The sequence below is a fragment of the Actinoplanes sp. NPDC051346 genome (assembly GCF_040682215.1).
In the GTDB taxonomy this organism is placed as follows: domain Bacteria; phylum Actinomycetota; class Actinomycetes; order Mycobacteriales; family Micromonosporaceae; genus Actinoplanes.
This window is the reverse complement of sequence record NZ_JBFBAJ010000021.1, coordinates 33456-49570: the sequence shown is the minus strand read 5'-3', so window position 1 is coordinate 49570 and position 16115 is coordinate 33456. Positions and strand designations below refer to the sequence as shown.

Annotated in this window: 17 protein-coding genes; 15 read left to right on the top strand and 2 right to left on the bottom strand. The window is 64.8% G+C overall.

Translation table 11 applies throughout. The annotated features are described in order from the left end of the window. Positions 1-978 precede the first annotated feature (978 nt). Positions 979-3609: an NB-ARC domain-containing protein gene (locus AB0M36_RS34760; protein ID WP_364166491.1), complete on the top strand. Its 2631-nt coding sequence runs from the start codon at positions 979-981 to the stop codon at positions 3607-3609. 143 nt (positions 3610-3752) lie between these two features. Here the strand turns inward: AB0M36_RS34760 and AB0M36_RS34755 are convergent, their stop codons facing one another. After that, the gene (locus AB0M36_RS34755) at positions 3753-4550 is read right to left on the bottom strand and encodes a GntR family transcriptional regulator (protein ID WP_364166489.1); all 798 of its coding nucleotides are present in this window, start codon (positions 4548-4550) and stop codon (positions 3753-3755) included. Positions 4551-4973: 423 nt separating this feature from the next. Here AB0M36_RS34755 and AB0M36_RS34750 point away from each other — a divergent pair, with 423 nt between their 5' ends. Next, positions 4974-5876 carry an aminoglycoside phosphotransferase family protein gene (locus tag AB0M36_RS34750; RefSeq protein ID WP_364166488.1) on the top strand — a complete coding sequence of 301 codons (903 nt, stop codon included), beginning with the start codon at positions 4974-4976 and terminating at the stop codon, positions 5874-5876. Here the strand turns inward: AB0M36_RS34750 and AB0M36_RS34745 are convergent. Continuing rightward, complete coding sequence (locus AB0M36_RS34745) at positions 5873-7198, bottom strand: XRE family transcriptional regulator (RefSeq protein ID WP_364166486.1); 1326 nt, start codon at positions 7196-7198, stop codon at positions 5873-5875. The two genes, AB0M36_RS34750 and AB0M36_RS34745, sit on opposite strands and share 4 nt — an antisense overlap. A 313-nt stretch (positions 7199-7511) precedes the next feature. Between AB0M36_RS34745 and AB0M36_RS34740 the strand changes: the two genes are divergently transcribed. The 13 genes from AB0M36_RS34740 (at position 7512) to AB0M36_RS34680 (ending at position 16102) form a co-directional block, all read left to right on the top strand. Further along, positions 7512-7853, top strand: a complete 342-nt coding sequence (locus AB0M36_RS34740; RefSeq protein ID WP_364166484.1) for a hypothetical protein — start codon at positions 7512-7514, stop codon at positions 7851-7853. A 126-nt stretch (positions 7854-7979) separates the two neighbouring features. Beyond that, on the top strand, positions 7980-8921 hold the full coding sequence (locus tag AB0M36_RS34735; protein ID WP_364166482.1) for a hypothetical protein: 942 nt from the start codon (positions 7980-7982) through the stop codon (positions 8919-8921). A 108-nt stretch (positions 8922-9029) separates the two neighbouring features. Beyond that, the gene (locus tag AB0M36_RS34730) at positions 9030-9395 is read left to right on the top strand and encodes a hypothetical protein (protein WP_364166480.1); all 366 of its coding nucleotides are present in this window, start codon (positions 9030-9032) and stop codon (positions 9393-9395) included. Continuing rightward, positions 9392-10267, top strand: a complete 876-nt coding sequence (locus AB0M36_RS34725) for an FtsK/SpoIIIE domain-containing protein (protein ID WP_364166478.1) — start codon at positions 9392-9394, stop codon at positions 10265-10267. Before AB0M36_RS34730 ends, AB0M36_RS34725 begins: the two co-directional genes overlap by 4 nt. A gap of 113 nt (positions 10268-10380) precedes the next feature. Further along, positions 10381-10920 (top strand): hypothetical protein, encoded by a 540-nt coding sequence (locus AB0M36_RS34720; RefSeq protein WP_364166476.1) that lies wholly within the window; start codon positions 10381-10383, stop codon positions 10918-10920. Then, positions 10917-11108, top strand: coding sequence for a hypothetical protein (locus AB0M36_RS34715; protein WP_364166474.1), 192 nt, complete (start codon positions 10917-10919; stop codon positions 11106-11108). Before AB0M36_RS34720 ends, AB0M36_RS34715 begins: the two co-directional genes overlap by 4 nt. Positions 11109-11875: 767 nt before the next feature. Continuing rightward, positions 11876-12223: an RRQRL motif-containing zinc-binding protein gene (locus tag AB0M36_RS34710; RefSeq protein WP_364166617.1), complete on the top strand. Its 348-nt coding sequence runs from the start codon at positions 11876-11878 to the stop codon at positions 12221-12223. Continuing rightward, the gene (locus AB0M36_RS34705; RefSeq protein ID WP_364166472.1) at positions 12220-12414 is read left to right on the top strand and encodes a hypothetical protein; all 195 of its coding nucleotides are present in this window, start codon (positions 12220-12222) and stop codon (positions 12412-12414) included. The genes AB0M36_RS34710 and AB0M36_RS34705 overlap by 4 nt, the downstream gene beginning before the upstream one ends. Next, positions 12411-12893, top strand: a complete 483-nt coding sequence (locus tag AB0M36_RS34700) for a Pycsar system effector family protein (RefSeq protein WP_364166470.1) — start codon at positions 12411-12413, stop codon at positions 12891-12893. The genes AB0M36_RS34705 and AB0M36_RS34700 overlap by 4 nt, the downstream gene beginning before the upstream one ends. Positions 12894-12910: 17 nt before the next feature. Continuing rightward, the gene (locus AB0M36_RS34695) at positions 12911-13228 is read left to right on the top strand and encodes a hypothetical protein (RefSeq protein WP_364166469.1); all 318 of its coding nucleotides are present in this window, start codon (positions 12911-12913) and stop codon (positions 13226-13228) included. Further along, entirely contained in the window at positions 13225-14115 is an 891-nt protein-coding gene (locus AB0M36_RS34690) for a hypothetical protein (RefSeq protein ID WP_364166467.1), read from the top strand. Before AB0M36_RS34695 ends, AB0M36_RS34690 begins: the two co-directional genes overlap by 4 nt. 98 nt (positions 14116-14213) lie before the next feature. Next, positions 14214-14498 carry a hypothetical protein gene (locus tag AB0M36_RS34685; RefSeq protein WP_364166466.1) on the top strand — a complete coding sequence of 95 codons (285 nt, stop codon included), beginning with the start codon at positions 14214-14216 and terminating at the stop codon, positions 14496-14498. Beyond that, a complete protein-coding gene (locus AB0M36_RS34680) occupies positions 14495-16102 on the top strand; it encodes a replication initiator (RefSeq protein WP_364166465.1) in 1608 nt (535 codons plus the stop codon). The genes AB0M36_RS34685 and AB0M36_RS34680 overlap by 4 nt, the downstream gene beginning before the upstream one ends. The last annotated feature ends 13 nt before the right edge of the window (positions 16103-16115 follow it).

Sequence of the window (16115 nt, the reverse complement as noted above, 5' to 3'; positions counted from 1 at the left end):
GCGAAGACTTTGGGCGAGATCTCGGTGAATTGGCGCACATCGACGTTACTACGGTCCATGGAACCGTCTCGATCAAGGTTGTTCGAGACGATGTCGGGCGCGCTGCCATCTTCCCTAGGCCCCTCCGGCGATCGCTACGGAAAAATAAACCCAAGCGTGTGGGTTAACCATCTGACTTCGTTCGACATCTCATCCTCTCCCGCCATCCCGTCGGCCTTCGTCCACACACCGTGGAGCACACAGGGCCTGCCTGGTCCAGGTGGAGCACCCTACGTCTGAACGACCTGGACCAGGCAGGCCCTGTGTGCTCGGCTTCGCCTGGACGAAGGGTGACGGGATGGCACCCCCATCCCGGAGCGCCTGAGCGCCCCGCCGGAGGCGTCCGCAAGCCGTAAGCCCCGGATCTGCCGGCTATCTCGGCGGCCCGGGGCTTCTTCATGTTTCGCGCCTGCCGCAGGGCTGGAACCGACGACGCCGTGGACGCAGTCCTAAGGCGTCGGCGGCGGGCCTCCGGCCCGGCCCTGCTGGGCGGCGCGACCGGCCTGCGAAGCGGGCCGTTTAAACCCGTACAGAAACTCCTCACAAAAGCCCGGCAGCCTGGCACTCTGCCTGGCACTCTGCCGGTGTCCACCGTTCGGCTTAAGAGCGACAGTCGTCGCCACGTGATGTGCGACGGTGGAACGCGCCTTATCGGCGGCAAATCAGTGCACGCGACGCTGACGGGGGAGATCGGGAGCATCAGCAGCACACGCTGCAGGAGGCCGCCAGCCGAGCTGAGTGCGCATCCGCAGCTTTCGAGTTCGAAACCACCATAACCCCATCGGTAAGTCAGGCCGCGTGACTAGCCCTGTCACTACCGGTGCACCAAACCACCGTTCCACTTTGCCGTGCCCTCTGGATAATATTACGCTGCCCTAGGCGTCAGATTGATTGGTTGCGTCTCCTTGTTCCGACGCCAAGCAAATGTGAGGGATCCTTATGTCTGACGTCGATCTTGAGGCCGTGCCGACTGCCTTCATGCCAGCCAAAAGAATGTTGGAACGCCTCGCCGTTGCCCGCGAGGACTCGGACGGGACATACTTCTTCGAGCTCATGTATCTCGGAGAGATGCTCGTAAAAGTCCTTGTGATCGAACTGCTTGCAGGCATGGTTGACGACAGGGAGCATCATAGATATGCATTAGAGTATCGAATCGTTCGCGCAGACGGTATTGGCGAGTGGGCCAATGTGCTCGATGAGGCTGTGTCCGGCACCGCAAGCCAGCATCTGACTAGGCTGGTACAAGACTCCCAACGTGCCCTGACGGCCAATTTTGGTCCGGAAGACGCAGGTTGGCAGCGCGCCACGGTCGATAGTTTGCAGAGGGCTTGCTTGGAGATCGACTCGAAGGCTGATGATGTAAACGGCCGACGTGTGAATTTACGGATGTGGGTCCGCAACTTCGTATGGCTTCGCAATCGGACTCGCGGTCACGGCGCCACGAAGGCTGACCGCCTCTCAGCTGCTTGCGTTGAGTTGCAAAAATCCGTGGCGCTTTTACTCTCCAACGCTCCTGCGTTTCAGCGTTCTTGGGCTTATCTGAAGAGGAACTTGTCGGGCAAGTACAGAGTTAGCGGCTTCGGCGGAGATCAAGAATTTTTCGCATATTTGAAGAAGGAGCGCGATCAGTCGCTCCCTGATGGAGCCTATGTTTTTATCGGGGACCCGCGTCTGACGTCGCTATTGTTTTCGGATCCTGACCTAACGGACTTCTTTCTGCCAAACGGCAACTTCCGAAACCAACTCTTCGAAAGTCTTTCTTACATAACAGATGAAAGGCAGGACCGGGATGGATCTTCTCACATCCTACCGGTTGAAGCGCTGCCGCCCAGCGAAACGGCGGCTGCTCCAGACCTCGATGTCGTCGGCAGCATCTTTTCGAACATGCCGCCCCGTCGCTACGGGTACGTCAAGCGAGCGGCTCTTGAGGCAGAGTTGCAAGCAAGGCTCACAGACGACCGGCATCCGGTTGTGACTTTGCAAGGGCGTGGTGGCATCGGCAAGACATCCCTAGCCCTCGAAGTTTTGCACCAGATGTCCGGAATCGACTCGATCTTTGCCATTGTTTGGTTCAGTGCTAGGGATATTGACCTGTTGGCGGATGGTCCGCGCGTGGTGAGAGCCGATGTTCTTAGCGTCGAAGATATCGCGCGGGACTTCAGCGCCATGATGAGACCAGGAGAAAAGTTTAAGTCCAAGGAGGCTCTGTCGTATCTTACCGACTGCCTCTCAGGCACTTCCATGGATGGTCCGTTTGTATTCGTAGTTGACAACTTCGAAACAATCCGTGGCCAAGCGGAGCTATACGCCTTTCTGAGTAATGCGGTCCGACTTCCAAACAAAGTTCTGATCACTACCCGAACTCGCGACTTCAAGGCAGACTACCCGATCGAGGTTAGGGGTATGGCGCGGGAGGAGTTCGCAGACCTCATCAGTGAGACCGCCATACGACTCGGCATAAGCAGTCTGCTGGACGAGTCCTACAGAGATGACCTTTTCGAAGAGTCCGGCGGACATCCTTACATCGCAAAAGTAATGCTCGGTGAGGTTGCCAACGCAGGTAAGAAGATCAGCGTGAAGAGAGTTGTTGCGTCCAAGGATGCTATGCTCGATGCCCTATTTGAGAGGTCGTATGCGGCATTGGCGCCCGTATCGCAGCGCATCTTTCTGACTCTCTGCAGCTGGCGCTCGCTAGTTCCAAGGATTGGCTTAGAGGCTGTTCTTCTTCGTCCGGCCAACGAAAAAATGGAATTCGAGCGCGGCCTAGCGGAGCTGGAACAGTCGTCGCTTGTCGAAAATATCTCGGACGAAACCGATGGCGGCGAGTTCTTGTCGGTTCCACTTGCCGCAGCACTCTTCGGCAAGAGGAAGCTGGTGACGAGTCCGCTTAAGATTGCGGTCGATGCAGACCTTGAACTCATCAAGGGCTTTGGCGCCATGACGAGTACAGATCTCAGTCAAGGCCTTGGGAGGCGAATGGAGCGACTTGCCCGAGCCATAGCTGAAAGGGCAGAGAAGGGTGATGACCTTACGCAAGAGATCGCGGTTATTGAATACATCGCTTCCGAGTATCCACCTGCATGGTTGACATTGGCCGAGCTCCAGAAAGAATATATGGGTTCAGTTTCCGACGCGATCGACTCTGTCAACCGATACCTGGAGTCCAGGCCAGATGACCAAGACGCATGGCGACGAGTAATCGCTTTACACCGCACCAACTCAGATTCACTAGCGGAGATGCATGCTCGACTTCAGCTTGCCGAGCTGGCTACTTCGCCGCTCGATGAGCTGAGCACAGCGGCCGCTCGACTCAATGGGCTACTCTCAAGAAAAGAAATCAGTCTGGATGCTGATGAAAAGCACTTAGCGGTAAGGAGGTTGCGGGCACTGTTGGAAGCACGCAGCGATGAGGCTGATGCCACGGATTTATCCCGACTCGCATGGCTGTGCATGTATGACCATGATGCCGCAGCCGCTAATAAGTGGGTCTCGGCCGGTCTAGCGCTAGAGCCCGAGAATGTTTATTGTCTAAAATTGAAAAGGCGATTTTCGTCTGATGTAGAGAGCTAGGACTTTCAGTCTGCTAAAACCAGCCGCATACGGAGCAGGCAAAGGATCTTCCAGTGCGTTCGGCGCGACACACGGAATTGCAGGGCGCGCTCTCGTCGGTAAATCAGGGTGTTCAGCACCGGCGATCTGCTGCCTAGTTGTAGCTAGTTGCCGATGAGGATCGCCTTGAGCAGCTTGCTGGCTTGGTCCTGTAGCGGCTCACCCAACGTGCAGTTGTTCACAAGTTGGTGAGGGACAGGCGGCCGGAAGTCGACGTCGATCGAGCCTGAGTATGCAGGCCAGTCCGCGAGTTTCGCGCTGTCTCTGACTGCTCCGCGACGGCGGATGTTCCCCTGCATCAATTCGACGTCGCAGCGGACCCACACGAAGGTGGTTTTGGCATCCAAGCTCTTGAGCGAGGCTTCGGTGCGGCGGATCCAGGACACGTTGTCGAACTCCCGCAAGAATTGCGCTGTCACGATGGCGCTATTGCCGCATCCGACGTTGTCCAGCAATGCGGCGAATAGCGCCTCGTATTCGCGAGGACGAATTAGGGTGTGATAGCCGTCGGACTCGCGGTCGTTAGGCGGCAAGCCGATTGTCTGTAGCGCAGCTTCTACTACGGGACGTGTCAGCGTGTCAATGTCGAGGAAGGGCCAACCGGTCAGACGGGCTAGCATGCGACCCAGTTCCGTTTTGCCGCTGCCGGCATAGCCTCCGATCAGCAGGACGTGTGGCTTAGGGGTGCGTATCTCCGACCGCCGTGTCTGATCGGGCGCGGAAACGACTCGCTTCGACCGAGGTTTGCTGATGACGACGCCCTCGTCAGCGAGCAGCTTCATCGCCTCGGTGATGGTGAAGACGCTGACCCCCCACTGCTCGGCAAGATCACGTGTCGAGGGGAGCACATTCCCGTCGCGCAACACGCCGGTTTCGATGTCGTTGCGGATGCTGCGCGCCACCTGAAGGTGTAGTGCCTCTGATCGGCTCAAGCGAGAGCCAGGCGAAGACATGTCGAAGAATCTATCAGTGACCTAGCAGTCACTCTAGCGCGAAGATGCAGGTCAAGAGGCGCGCACGTGTGGCTTTCCGCACGGAAGGGGGCTGACGGTAGGCTCCTTCTGTGAGTGCAGCTGATGTGACGGCGGAGTGGTGGACGACCTCCGACGTGGCTGCGTACCTCGGTGTGCAGGTGGCGACCGTGAGCGGCTATCGCAACCGCGGGCAGATGCCAGAACCGGACACGAAGCTCGGCAGGACTCATGGATGGAAGCCCTCCACCATCATCGAATGGCATGCCTCACGCCCCCGTCCCGGCGTTGGTGGCCGGCCTCCGACCAGGAACACGGAAAGCGACGACAACGAGGAGTAGGAGCGTCCGGATCTTGGCAACAGCGGCACCGTCCTTCGACAAGACCACTGCTGACGTCTCCCTGGCCGCTGCCGCCTCCCGGCTTGATCTCTGCCTCGATAATGCTGAGTTGATCCGCATCGGGTCCGCAGCGGTCTACTGGCTCAACAATCGGACCATCGTCGCGCGAGTCTCACGCTCGCTCGACCTGCTGCCCGTAGCCGTGAATGAGATCGCGGTCTCGAAGTGGCTCGCCGGTGCGGGGGTCCCCGCTGTCATCGCTCTTGAGGTGGCTCAGCCCGTTGTGGTCGGGGAGCACGTCGTCACTTTCTGGGAGTCGGTGTCAGATCGCGAGGCGTACGGGACGACTTCTGAGTTGGGCCAACTTCTTCGGGCGCTCCACGAACTGAGTGCACCCAGGAACATCACGCTTCCCGAGCTGAAGCCGTTCGACCGTCTCGAATCGCGGATCCGTGCAGCGGTAGCGCTGGACGAGGCGGATCGGGAGTTCCTGCTTCGGCGGGTCCTCGAACTCTCCACGGCGTACGAACGGCTGGAATTCCCGCTAGGCGTCGGGGTGGTACATGGGGACGCCAGCGTCGGTAACGTCCTGCGGACCTGGACCGATGACGTTGTGCTGTCGGACCTCGACGGGTTCGCTTACGGACCGCGAGAGTGGGACCTGCTGCTGACCGCGATGTTCTTCGAGCGTTACGGGTGGCACACGGACGGGGAGTACCGCGCATTTGTCGACACGTACGGCGTGGACGTCATGAGGTGGGACGGCTACAAGGTGCTGGCCGACACTCGTGAACTCTCGATGGTTACCTGGCTCTCGCAGAACGTGACATCAAGCGACTCGGCCCGGCAGGAGTTCACGAAGCGAATCGAAACGCTGCGTACGGATGGCAGTCGTCGGAGCTGGAAGCCGCTCTAACCCTGGGCTGACGAAACCCACATCTCGTTTTCGGCGAAGGACTCGATGAACTCCTTTGCCGCCGTGCAGTTCTCGAACGGGACGATGAGGGATCGGAAGTTGCGCAGGTAATCCAGACACCGGGCGGACTTCAACGACAGCCCGGCAGTCAATGCTTCGCCCGCCGCGCGGAAGGCCGATTCCGGGTCGCCTTGGCCCGCATGCCCAGCCGCGAGGACCATCGATACGAAGAAGTCACTTCGCGTCGACGTTCCGGCGGCTGTCAGCGATTCGCTCGCGTACATCGCGGCCTCTCGGTGACGGCCGAGGTCCCGCAGGCAGTGGCTGAACTCCGCGTTCAGCTCGGCCACGTCGAAGTACCCGATCCAAGCCGGGTCGTCCTCCGGTCGTCGCTGCTCGAACAGCCGAGACGCTTCGGAAAGTGCGGATAGGCTGCCTTTCGCATCGCCTCCGCATGCCAGGGCGCGAGCCTCCATAGCGTAGAAGTGGGCGTTCAAAGTGGCTGTCGCCTTGCCTTGGGTGCCCGTCCGCGCTGCGCGTGCGAGGTCGACCGCCTCTCGGTGCCGTCGCAGGAAGGTCGCTTGGTGGCTCATCGCGTCGAGCACGCTGCCAGCGAGCAAGGCATCACCGGCTCCCTGAGCAAGGCGGAGAGCCTGGATGAAGTAGCGCTGGGCAACGCCATGAACTCCTGCGTCATAGGCAGTCCAAGCGGCTAGAAGCGTGGCCTCGGAGACTGCCGCGTGGAGCTGGCGCCCGACCGGTTCGGAGTAGGCGCCTCTGAGCAGCGCCGTGCCTTCAGCGCCGAGGAACTGGACCAGTGCCTTTCGCGCCTGGCCGCCTCCGTAGGCGTTGTCGAGGTTCGAAAAGGCGCTGACGGTAGCTCGGAACGCCTCGATGTCAGGCAGTCCTACCCGTCGTCCCGCCGTCGTTGCTCGCGGACTAGCGGATTGACCTCGGACAAGCCAAGACAGTGCCGCTGCGATGCCCGCAGTCCCGTGTGCGGGCGCGCGGAGAATCTGCGGATCGTCCGCCACATCCGCGCGCCAAAGTTGAGCCAGGGTCTCTGTGGTGACGTCAACGGAGTCTTCGTAGGTCGTCCCAAAGTCGTCGGGTAACACTTCCGCAGAGGGGAAACCGATCTCTGCCAGTGTGACGCTTCGTGACAGGCGGACGCTCAACGCTTCGGCGATGTACATCGGGACTAGACCGCGCGGACGCATGCCGCTCAGCCAGCGACTCACCGAGGTGTGGCCGCATTTGAGCGGTTGTCCATGGCGGGCGGACGCCTCACGCACCGCCCGCGCAAACGCCTTGTGGGACATCGCGGCCTCTCTGAGGACCTGGGCTAGCTGCTCGTTGCGCTGTGGCAACGCGGCACCTCCCGTCACTGCAACTGCGTGTGCACGAGTGCGCCCCCAAGTGCGCCCTCCCCTGAGGAGTCGTTCGGCGGCAACCTGGGGTTGTGCAAGCGATCGTACTCAATGTCATCGACGTACGGAGCTTGCCAAGTACAAACCTAGTTTGTACTGTGATTCTGGGGCGACCGCCCTGCGACCCGGGCGCTGAGACCCGCGCCGTCACGAACAAGAGGAGTCAGTGATGAATCAGCCTCGTATCAGCACTCAGCCTCGTCTGATGCTGGACACCACCAACGTCATCTTTGAGATGGCGGACGAGATCATGCCGAAGCTCGACCCGGATGGTGTGCAGAAGCGGGACCGGGAGACCGGTCTGCCGATGTGGACGGCACCGATGTTCGGCCGTGGTCGCGCGATCGGCCGTAAGTGGTCCGGTCAGCTCAACGTCACGATCGTGTCGGCGGAGAAGCCGGCTGCGGAGGACGGCGACCAGGTTGTCCCGCATGACCTGGAGGCGTTGCCGTGGGTGTCGGAGCAGAACGGCAAAGCCCGCAACGGTGTCGCGTTCAAGGCCTCGGGCCTGGAAGTGGTGACCGCTCCGGCGTTCAAGGCCGCTTGATCCCCTGAACCTGTCTGGCTCCTAGAGCCCACTACTTCAGGACGCGGGGCCGCCAAAGATTGGCGTCCGAGTGCGGCCCCGCACCTGTGCGAACTCATCCAGCCCTTGTTGTAGGGAGGAATCGTCGTGTCCAAGTCTAACGGCCGGCGCCTGTTCGGCTCACACACTCGGGGGCAGGCCGTCACGGTCATCGAGGCCCCGACCCGCTACCACCAGCGCCGCAAGGCCATCATCGCGTTCTGGATCACCGCCGTCATCGTCGGCGTACTGGCCGGCACCGTCGCCGCCCACTCCATGCACCCGATCCTGGGCGGCCTGCTCGGCATCCTGCTCGGCGCCGTGTCCGGCGTCGCCGTGGCTGTGCTGATCATCATCTGGCCGGTGCTGCGGATGATCTGGCACTGGCTGCCCGAAATCCTGCTCGGCCTCTTCCTGGTCTACGGCTGGACGTGGCTAATGTCCGCCACCGCGATCTGGGCATCCCTGCTCATCCTCGCCGTCATCGTCGGCGGCCCATCCGCCTACGGTCCGACCCGCCGGGCCATCAAGTCCGGCTTCTGGTGCCTCACCGTCAGGCACCGGCTACGAATGTGCTTCGCCGCGTTCGTCGCCCACAACCGCCACGGCACGCTGCCGTTCATCCTGCTCGCCCGACCCACCCCGGCCGGCGAACGGGTCTGGCTGTGGTTGCGCCCCGGCCTGTCCCTCCACGACCTGGAACAGCCCGGCCAGGTAGCGAAACTCGCGGTCGCCTGCTGGGCGAAAGACGCCCGCGTCAGCCCCGCTTCCCGCAAGTACGCGGCGTTCATCCGGATCGACATCACCCGTCGCGAACCCCTGGTCCACACCGTCAAGTCCCGGCTGCCGGACCGTGTCCCGGCCACCATGCCGGCCACCACATCGGCATCCGCGATGGTCCCGCCGGCCGGCGTGAACCTCGCCGACGTCCCACCCCCGCGCAACGCCCGCGCCAGCGACGACAACACCGGACACCGGCCCCGCAACCCGCGGAACCCGAGCACCCCGAAGCCGCTGTTCACCGACGTCGACCCGTCCGACTACGCCTAACCCGCCCGCTGACACATACGTGTCAACCACCCCCAGCCGTGAGCTCCGGCGTGACCCCGACCCCAGGTCACCAGTGCCGCGCCGGACACCTTCCGATCGGAGCCACTGATGACCATCACTTCGCCTACGCGGTCTCTGTTCGCTGTCCACAACGACCCCGCCTTGCTGCTTGACCACCTCGCCGACGCCCGCCGCGACCGCGACCGCGCCGCCGAGCGAATCCGCCTCCTGCTGGCTTACGCCCGTGAGCACGTCCGACCCTGCCCCTACCGCCTGGCCGACCTCGCCGACGCTTCCGGCCTGTCGCTGTCCGGCGTGCGCACCCACTACGACCGCACCGACGTCGACATCGTCGCCGCCCTCATCGGCGCCGACCTCACCAGGACGGCGCGCACCGCGATGGTCGGCGCTGAGCAGTCGACTCAGTCCATCCCTTCGATCGGTTTCGCCTATTCGCCCGAGGAGCACCGATGAACACCGTCGCCACCACCGATTCGACCAGCCTGCGTGCCGCATCCACCATCCCGGTCGGCACGGGCATGTCCGTCTTCGACCCGACGTTTCTCGGCATCGACGAGTACGGCCACCCCGCCTACCTGTCGCTGATCTACCGCAACATCCTCATCGGCGGTGAACCCGGCGCCGGAAAGTCCAGCCTGCTCAACACCATCGTCGGCAGCGCCGCGCTCTGCGGCGACGTCAGCCTGTGCCTACTGGACGGCAAACAGGTCGAACTCGGCCTATGGGAAGACTGCGCCGACGTGTTCGTCGGCCCCGACCTCGACCTGGCCATCCTCACCCTCCAGCGGCTGCAAACCGTGATGGACAACCGGTACACGTTCCTCAAGTCCGTGCGCCGGCAGAAGATGCTGCCCGCCGACGTGTTCGGCGCCATCCTCATCGCCATCGACGAGATCGCGTTCTTCTCCGCCACCGCCGGCGACAAGAAGACCCAGGAACAGTTCTCCGCCCTACTGCGTGACCTGGTCGCCCGAGGACGAGCGGTCGGCATCATCGTCGCCGCCGCCACCCAACGCCCCAGCTCCGACATCATCCCGACCTCGCTGCGGGACCTGTTCGCCTGGCGCTTCGCCGGCCGCTGCACCACCGACGTCTCTAGCGACATCGTGCTGGGCCACGGCTGGGCCTCACGCGGCTACTCGTCCAACACCGTCGACCCGAACAACCAGGGCTGCGGCTACCTCATCGCCGAAGGCGGCATCCCCACCCTGATCAAGGCCGCGTACATGAGCAACGACGACATCATCCGCGTCGCCGACTACGCCGCCTGGACCCGCCGCACCGCCAAGACGACCGCCGCCACAGAACTGCGCGCGGCCGCCTGACAAGAGAGGCATCACCTGCACGACCCCATAGGAACAGCCGACGAACCGAGACCAGCCCTAGGAAAGCGAACTCGGCTCGTCGGCCACCACCGCCCACGAAAGGACGTGGCGCCATGAACCGTACCCAAAACCCGACCGGCACCGCCGCCGACACCGACAGCCCTGCCGCTGTCACCCCGGCTGACATCCTGCGCGGAGCCGCCGACTACCTCGAAACCCACGGCTGGATCCAAAAGGCCTACTACGGCCCGGACCTCGCCAACCCGTTCCCGTCGGCCTGCGCCGACGGCGCCCTCGGCATGGCCGCCTACGGCGAATGCGCCCTCATCCCGAGCGAGAACATCCGCCACCCGCAGTTCCGGGACTACCAGCTCGCCGCGGACTACCTGATCGGCTACCTCAACCAGACCACGGAACCGCTGAACGACGACTGGACCGACGAGTTCACCAGCGACCGCCCCGACCCGTTCGGCTGGAACGACGCCGAAGGCCAAACCGCCGAGCACGTCATCGCCACCCTGCGCGCCGCCGCCGACGAGTACGCCTGGCAGCACGCCAGCGAAGACGACATCGAAACCTACGACGACATCTGCGCCTGGCGCGAAGAGCACCCGACCCGTGAGGGCTTCCTGGCCTGGCTGTGTGCGCGATGACCGCGCCCACCGTGACCCGGCACGAGCAGCGCTGCGACCGCTGCCACCACATCCTCACCCCCGAGCCCGCCGACCTGGGCTTCGGCTACTGCCGCACACCCGACACCGATCTCCCCGACACCACGCCGGTGCCGGACGGCATCGAGCTCATCGCCCTGACCGGACGCGCCCCGCGAGGTACCCGATGACCCTCACCGCTGACCTGACACGTACGTGTCAACCGTTCTCCACCGCCGGCCTGCTGTCCGCCCTCGAAGACGCCTGGGCGGCGATCCGTACCCGGCATCCCGAAGTCCCCGACGCCGTCCTGATCGTCGGCTCCGGCTCGCCCGCCAAAGGCAGCCAATCGCTGAAGTGGGGCCACTTCGCCTCGCTGCGCTGGCAATCCGGCGACACCCAACTGCCCGAAGTCCTCGTCTCCGGCGAAGGACTCAAACGCCCCGCCGCCGAGGTGTTCACCACCTTGCTGCACGAGGCCACCCACGGCCTCGCCGACACCCGCAACATCCAAGACACCTCCCGCCAAGGACGGTGGCACAACAAGAAGTTCGCCACCCTCGCCGCCGAACTCGGCCTCACCGCCGAAAAGGACGACAAGCTCGGCTACTCGCCCTGCACCCTCACCGACACGGCTGCCGCCGACTACGCGGCCACCATCACCACGCTCGGCGCGGCGCTACGCGCCTTCCGTCACCCCGAACCCACCGGCGACGGCAAGCAACGCACGAACAACAACAACGGCGTCAGCGCTGAATGCGCGTGCCCGCGCAAAATCCGGCTCTCCCTCACCGCCTTCCAGGACGGTGGCCCGATCGTCTGCGCCGACTGCAACACCGCATTCCTGCCCGAGTACGTCGACCGCGACACCTACGCGCACCCCACGTTCGGCCCGGCCTGCACCCACGGCGACACCCTGGCCGACCCCGCGCCGGCCGACTCCGATCTGGAGGACCCGATGGTGTTCTACGACCCCACCGGCGAGCGCTACGGCATCCCCACCTACCCGTACCGGTTCGCCCCCGACGGGCTCGCCACCCGGCGCCAGCTCCACGCCCAGAATCTGCGCCCCGGCGGTCAATCCGTTGTGGCGCAACTGATGTGGCGTCGCGGCAAGCGCGTCGCCTACCTGTACCGCATCGACCTCGCCGTGCCGAAACGCACCGCCACCCCGGCCCAACTCGCCGCCCTGGAGCGCGCGAACCGCGCCAAGCGGGTCTGCCCCGCCTGCACCCAGCTCAAGCCCTACCAAATCCCGCGCCGGACCGGCGCCTGCCTCGACTGCACCCCCGGAGGTGCCTCATGACCGACCCGACCCCCACCCCAGCCCCGACCACGCCGTGCCTCTGCGGCGACTCCTCCTGCACCGACCTCATGCCCAAAGACCAGGACCGCTCCCAGTGCTGCATGCACTGCGGCTACTACGACTGCGACGTCTGCGGCTGGTCCGACCCGAACCCCGTCGTCTCCCTCGACTTTCCCGGAGGTCTGCTGTGACCACCACCCCCGACACCACTGCCTCGATCCCTGCCCTGACCGAAGCTTTGTGCGACGTCAACGCCCAGATGGGCCGCGTCGACACCAAAGCCTCCATGCTCCTGGCCGGAGCGCTGACCACCGTCGGTGTCGGCGTCGCCGTCATCGCCAAAACCCGCTTCACGACCCCGGTCACCACCGGCGCCGTCATCACGGTCGCGTTCATCGCGGCCGCCGTCGTCCTCCTCATCACCGCCGTGCGCCCCGCGCTGCGCGGCAACCACGGTTTCATCCGCTGGGCCAACACACCCACCACCACCGCTCTGCTCACCGACCTTGCCAAAACTGACCGCGAACACGCGGCCTACCACGCCCTCCGACTGCTGTCGCTCTCGCGGTCCCTGCGCCGCAAGTACCTGCTCGTGCGCCTCGCTACCGACTTCATGCGCGCCGCTCTCGCCACCGCCGCCATCACCGCCGCCCTCGCGGCCTTCCTCTGACCCGAAAGGACCCCGCCATGCCTCGCTACTACGTCTCCTTCAGCTTCGCCGGCGTGTCCGGCTTCGCCGTCGGCTCCGCCGACATCACCACCCCGGACCCCATCGCCAGCTCCGATGACCTCAAGTCGCTCTACGGCTTCCTCGCCCAGCAGGGCTTCCGCGACAATGTCAAAATTCTCGGCTTCTCCCTCTACGCCACCCCCACCCACCCGGCTGCCACACCGCAGCCCATCCCGGCTCCCCAGCCGCACCACCCAACCCCGAAGCCGCAACACCACTCGGCGTCGCAGCCCCCGCGTCGCCGGCCCTCGCCCCGACCAGGGCGGCCCTCATGACCCACCCACCCACATCCACCACCCCGACGCTCACCCGCGTCGACCGTCTGCAAGACGTCACCCTGCTTCTCATCGTGCTGCTCGTCGGCCTCATGGCCGGCGCCGCGTCCTTCCACCACGTCCACGACTTCACCATCGCCAACTCGCCGGCCGGAACCGCGGACTGGTTCGGCTGGGCCAACGCTGTCATCAGCGAACTCATCCCGACCGCTTCGCTCATCGAGATCGGCCGTCGCCGCCGCCTGCACCCGTCGGCGTCCGTGCGGTACCCGATGCTGCTCCTCGTTGCCGCGATCGGTGTCTCGCTCACCGCGCAGCTCGCCGTGGCCAAGCCCGGCGTGTTCGGCTGGATGGTCTCCGCGTTGCCCGCGCTGGCCTTCTTCGCCCTGTCCAAGCTCGTTTTCGCCGCCACCGCACCACCTCGGCCCATCCGCAACCCGGTCACGGCGCACACGCCGGCCACCTCGCCCGCCTCGTCTGCTGACATTCCGCGCGCAGAGGTCCGCCCGGCCGCCGCACTTCGAAAGACCAGGGCCACGACACCCGACAAGAACGCGTCGGCGGCACGCAAGACGACACGGACATTGGCCAAGAAGACCCGCACACCAGCAGCCACGGAGCCTGCCCCGGCCGTACCCGCCCCGGCTACCGCTACGGCACCCGCTGCCCCGGTCGAGCGGTTCCCGGCGCCGTTGCTGGCTAACGCGCGCACCATCGCCGTCTCGCACCGCGCCACCCACGGCGAAGACATCAAGGCCAACCAACTCGCTGTGCGACTGCGGGTCCCGACCCCGATCGCGACCGACATCCTGACCCAACTCACCAACGCGCCCACGGCGGCCACCACGAAGCCGCACAACGGCAGCACCGTCGACGTTTCCGCATGACCAGCTCGACGCTGCCTCTCGCACCCACAGCCTCTGCTGTGGGTCCGGGGGAGAACGCCGAGACCGCCACCCCGCCACCAGTGGAAGGAGACCCGCCGATGACGACCTACCTGGTCGACGTGCACCACCGCACCCACACCTGCCCGGCCAACCCCGAGCCCCACCCCTACGACACCCGCCGAACGATCGTCGCCGTTCTTCCCCGACAGCCGTGCCGGTCACCGATCACCGTGCGCAGCGGCGCGACCACTGCCGTCATCGACTGCGGACGCCACGAACCCGCCGCGCGGCAGTGCGACGCCTGCCGCAACACGATCATCAAGCGACGGACCACCGCCACCTATACCGGCGCCGTCGGCGCCACCGCCGGAGCGGCGGCATGACCCACTCGACGCTGCCTCTCACACCCACCACCACTGTTGTGGGTGCGGGAGAGAACGCCGAGAACTGGCCCTGGACCACCCCCACCACCCCGGCCACGCACCCGGACGCGGCCCTCGGCTTCAACCCCGCCCAAGTCATCACCGCCCGACAGCGGGTGCGCTCCGGCGACTTCCCCGAATGGCTCAGCCACGTCAGCGCGGCCGCCGCGTGCACCCGCCCGATCCGGCTCACGGGCGCGATCGACGTGAACAACCCCGACGGCACGCTCATGCACACCATCGACACCGACACCATGCCCGACGGCGCGATCTACACCCCGTGCGGCAACCGCCGCGCCTCCGTCTGCCCGTCGTGTGCCGAGGTGTACCGGCGCGACACCTACCAGATCATCCGCGCCGGACTCGAAGGCGGCCGCTACGGCCTACCCCCACTCGACCAACACCTGGCCGTCTTCCTCACCGCCACCGCACCCTCCTTCGGCCCCGTACACCACCGGGTCGTGAAGACCCACGCCAAGGACTGCCGCAGCAAGGACCGGTGCACCTGCCGCGCCAACCTGTGCCGACCCTTCGGCAAGACCTGCCCGCACGGCGTCGAGATCCGCTGCACCAACCGGCACAAGACCACCGACGCGCTGTTGGGGACGCCGCTGTGCCTGGACTGCTACGACCACCACGCCCAAGTCGTCTGGAACCACGAAGCCCCCGAACTGTGGCGACGCACCATCCAGGAAGCCGACCGCGAACTCCAACGCCTCGGCCGCAGGCTTGGTGTCACCCTGCGCCGCCGCTACGTCAAGGTCCACGAATTCCAGGCCCGAGGCGTCATCCACTACCACGCGATCATCCGCCTCGACGGCTACCACCCCGACTGCCCCAACGCGATCGTGCCCGCCGGCCGGTCCGTCACCCGCACCATGTTCGCCAACGTCCTGGAAACCGCGTTCCGCAAAACCTCCTACACCAGCGCCGGCCACCCCGCCCACGGCGGCAACGGCTGGCGCATCGCCTGGGGTCACAAAGGCCTCGACCTGACACCCATCAACGCCCCCGGCGGCGACGCGAACATGGCCAAACTCACCGCCTACCTCGCCAAGTACGTCACCAAAAGCACCGAAGCCACCGGGCAGATCTACCGCCGCATCGACGACCTCACCATCGAGCTGCACGCTACCCCGGACACCCACCTCGGCCGCCTCATCCAAGCCTGCTGGGACCTCGGCAGCGCCGACGGCTGGCACCGGCTGCGCCGCTACGCCCACCAATACGGCCACGGCGGCCACGTCACCACCAAAAGCCGAGGCTTCTCCGTCACCTACGCCTTCAAACGCCTGGAACGCACCATCTGGCGCCGCACTCAAGGCTTCCCCCACCTGTGGGACGACCAACAAGCCGACCTGATCGTCTGCCGCCTCGGCTACGAAGCCACAGGCTGGATCACCACCGGCGACGCCCTGCTCGCCAACTCCGCCGCCGACGCCGCCCGCGCCCGAGCCCACGCCCGCGACTACGCCGACGACCACCACCCGGGCGATACTGCCCGTCGCCGCCTGACACGTACGTGTCAAATCAACCGTTCCTTGATAACTCCACAGCGCTTCTGAGGAACCACCTCGA

Excerpts from the sequence above, each read along its gene's own strand:
- AB0M36_RS34760 (WP_364166491.1), top strand. The coding sequence starts at position 979 with ATGTCTGACGTCGATCTTGAGGCCGTGCCGACTGCCTTCATGCCAGCC.
- AB0M36_RS34745 (WP_364166486.1), bottom strand. The coding sequence starts at position 7,198 with ATGTCCCACAAGGCGTTTGCGCGGGCGGTGCGTGAGGCGTCCGCCCGC.
- AB0M36_RS34740 (WP_364166484.1), top strand. The coding sequence starts at position 7,512 with ATGCTGGACACCACCAACGTCATCTTTGAGATGGCGGACGAGATCATG.
- AB0M36_RS34730 (WP_364166480.1), top strand. The coding sequence starts at position 9,030 with ATGACCATCACTTCGCCTACGCGGTCTCTGTTCGCTGTCCACAACGAC.
- AB0M36_RS34725 (WP_364166478.1), top strand. The coding sequence starts at position 9,392 with ATGAACACCGTCGCCACCACCGATTCGACCAGCCTGCGTGCCGCATCC.
- AB0M36_RS34720 (WP_364166476.1), top strand. The coding sequence starts at position 10,381 with ATGAACCGTACCCAAAACCCGACCGGCACCGCCGCCGACACCGACAGC.
- AB0M36_RS34715 (WP_364166474.1), top strand. The coding sequence starts at position 10,917 with ATGACCGCGCCCACCGTGACCCGGCACGAGCAGCGCTGCGACCGCTGC.
- AB0M36_RS34710 (WP_364166617.1), top strand. The coding sequence starts at position 11,876 with ATGGTGTTCTACGACCCCACCGGCGAGCGCTACGGCATCCCCACCTAC.
- AB0M36_RS34705 (WP_364166472.1), top strand. The coding sequence starts at position 12,220 with ATGACCGACCCGACCCCCACCCCAGCCCCGACCACGCCGTGCCTCTGC.
- AB0M36_RS34695 (WP_364166469.1), top strand. The coding sequence starts at position 12,911 with ATGCCTCGCTACTACGTCTCCTTCAGCTTCGCCGGCGTGTCCGGCTTC.
- AB0M36_RS34690 (WP_364166467.1), top strand. The coding sequence starts at position 13,225 with ATGACCCACCCACCCACATCCACCACCCCGACGCTCACCCGCGTCGAC.
- AB0M36_RS34685 (WP_364166466.1), top strand. The coding sequence starts at position 14,214 with ATGACGACCTACCTGGTCGACGTGCACCACCGCACCCACACCTGCCCG.
- AB0M36_RS34680 (WP_364166465.1), top strand. The coding sequence starts at position 14,495 with ATGACCCACTCGACGCTGCCTCTCACACCCACCACCACTGTTGTGGGT.